1 protein-coding gene and 1 pseudogene are annotated in these 2148 nt (G+C 70.5%); both read left to right on the forward strand.

The annotated features are described in order from the left end of the window. Positions 1-268: pseudogene (locus D183_RS24165) on the forward strand (thiamine monophosphate kinase); the annotation flags it as partial. Between the two features lie 221 nt (positions 269-489). After that, positions 490-2073 (forward strand): CocE/NonD family hydrolase, encoded by a 1584-nt coding sequence (locus D183_RS0106795; RefSeq protein ID WP_017908343.1) that lies wholly within the window; start codon positions 490-492, stop codon positions 2071-2073. Positions 2074-2148: the final 75 nt, after the last annotated feature.

The raw sequence follows: 2148 nt of genomic DNA on the forward strand, positions 1-2148 counted from the left end.
GCTGCCGGCGGTCGCCGCCCCGGCCGACGCGGACCCTGCGCAGGTGCACGCCTGGCAGCTGGGCGGTGGCGACGACTACGAACTGTGCTTCACCGCCGACCCGGCGCAGCGCGCGGCGATCGTGCAGGCGCTGCAGGCGCTGCAGGCGGTCGGGGTCACGGCGACGCCGATCGGGCGCATCGTTGCCGGCAATGGCATCGCGGTGCGCGATGCCGACGGCCAGCGGTGGCAGCCGCCGCGAAGCGGCTACCAGCACTTTTTGAGCTGAGCCGCGCGGCCTGGGCGCGCGCCGGCCACCGGCTGCGGCGCCAGCACGTTCGGGTCGCCCGCCAAGGTCCTTCCATACTGTGCCGCACTGCGGCGTGAATATCGCCCGTACCCGGTGGTACGGTCCGCCTGCCCGGCCTCGTGTCGAGCGCTTGTCACCGTTCTGGCAGTACCGTTCCGGCAGCCGGCCATTCCGGTCCGGCGCCGCTTGGGAGGCAGTCCATGCGCATGTCCGTGTCACGTCGCATCGCCCTCGGCGCGATGTTGCTGGTGTTCTCCGCCGCCGCGGCCGCGGCCGGCTTCACCAAGCAGTACCAGAGCATTCCCAGTTTCGACGGCACCAAGCTCGGCGCGCTCGTCCTGGTGCCGCAAGGGCAGGGGCCGGGGCCGTTCCCGCTGGTGGTGATGCCGGCCAGCTGGTCGTTGCCCAACCTGGAATACGTGGGCCGCGCCAGCGAACTGGCCAACGACGGCTACGTGGTGGTCAGCTACACCTCGCGCGGCTTCTGGGATTCGCAGGGGCTGATCGACATCGCCGGGGCACCGACGGTGGAGGACGTCAGCGCAGTGATCGACTGGGCGCTGGCCAACACCCCGGCCGACGCCAAGGCGATCGGTGTCTCGGGTATCTCCTACGGCGCCGGCACCAGCCTGCTCGCCGCCGCGCGCGACCCGCGCATCAAGGCGGTGGCCGCGCTCAGCGGCTGGGCCGATCTGCAGGCCTCGCTGTACGCCAACAGCACCGTGAGCCAACAGGGTGTGGGACTGTTGGTTGCCGCCGGTGCCGCCACCGGCCGGCCCGGTCCGGACTTGGCGCGGATCACCGCGCACGTGGCGGTGGGCGACTACGACGGCGCGGTGCAGGGCTTCCTGCCCAAGGCGGCCGAACGCGGAGTGATCAACGAGGTGCAGGCGCTCAACCGCAACGGCCCGGCGGTGCTGCTGGCAAATGCATTCAACGACGGCCTGTTCCCGCCGAACCAGTACATCAACCTGTACAACCGGCTCAGCGTGCCCAAGCACCTGATGTTCAGCCAGGGCGACCACGCCACTGCCGAACTGCCGGGCGCGCTGGGCCTGCCGAATCAGGTGTATACCGAGGCCACGCGCTGGTTCGACCGCTACCTGAAAGGCCGTGAAAACGGCGTGGACCGTGAAGCGCCGGTGCAGCTGTCGACCCTCGGCGGCACCTGGCTCAGTTATGCCGACTGGAACAGCGTACAGGCCGGCGCCACCCGCTACGGCCTGACCGGCCCCAGCGGCCTGTTGTTGCCGACCGGATCGCTGACCAGCGGCAACAGCAGCGGCTGGAACTACCGCATCGCCACCGGCGTGCCGACGCTGGCCGATTCCGGCGTGGTGATGGTCAGTGGTCTGTTGCAGGGCCTCGGCCAGCCGGTGACCACCTCGATCCCGCTGGTCAGCCGCGCCGGCGCCGCGGTGTGGAGCGGCCCGGTGCTGTCCAGCGACAAGCGCCTGGCCGGCGCGCCCTCGCTGCGGCTGACGGTGACCCCGAGCCAGTCCAATGTGTCGCTGTTCGCCTATCTCTACAGCATGGACGGCTCGGGTTCGGCGCAATTGCTGAGCCATGTGCCGTACACCCTGCGCAACGCGACCCCGGGCACACCGGTGACGCTCGACCTGGCGCTGCAGGCAACCGCAGTCGAGATCCCGGCCGGCCGCCGCCTGGTGCTGGTGGTGGACACCACCGATCCGCGCTACACCTCGGCCAGCCGTTTCGGCGGCACCGTGAGCTTCAGCTCGCCGGCGGCGACGCCGTCGTTCTTGAGTGTGCCGTTGCACTGAGGTAGTCGGCGCTTCCCTTCTCCCCTTGGGAGAAGGTGCCCCCGCAGGGGCGGATGAGGGTACGGGCGCAGCCTC

The organism is Xanthomonas sp. SHU 199 (genome assembly GCF_000364665.1).
GTDB classification, from domain to species: Bacteria; Pseudomonadota; Gammaproteobacteria; order Xanthomonadales; family Xanthomonadaceae; genus Xanthomonas_A; species Xanthomonas_A sontii.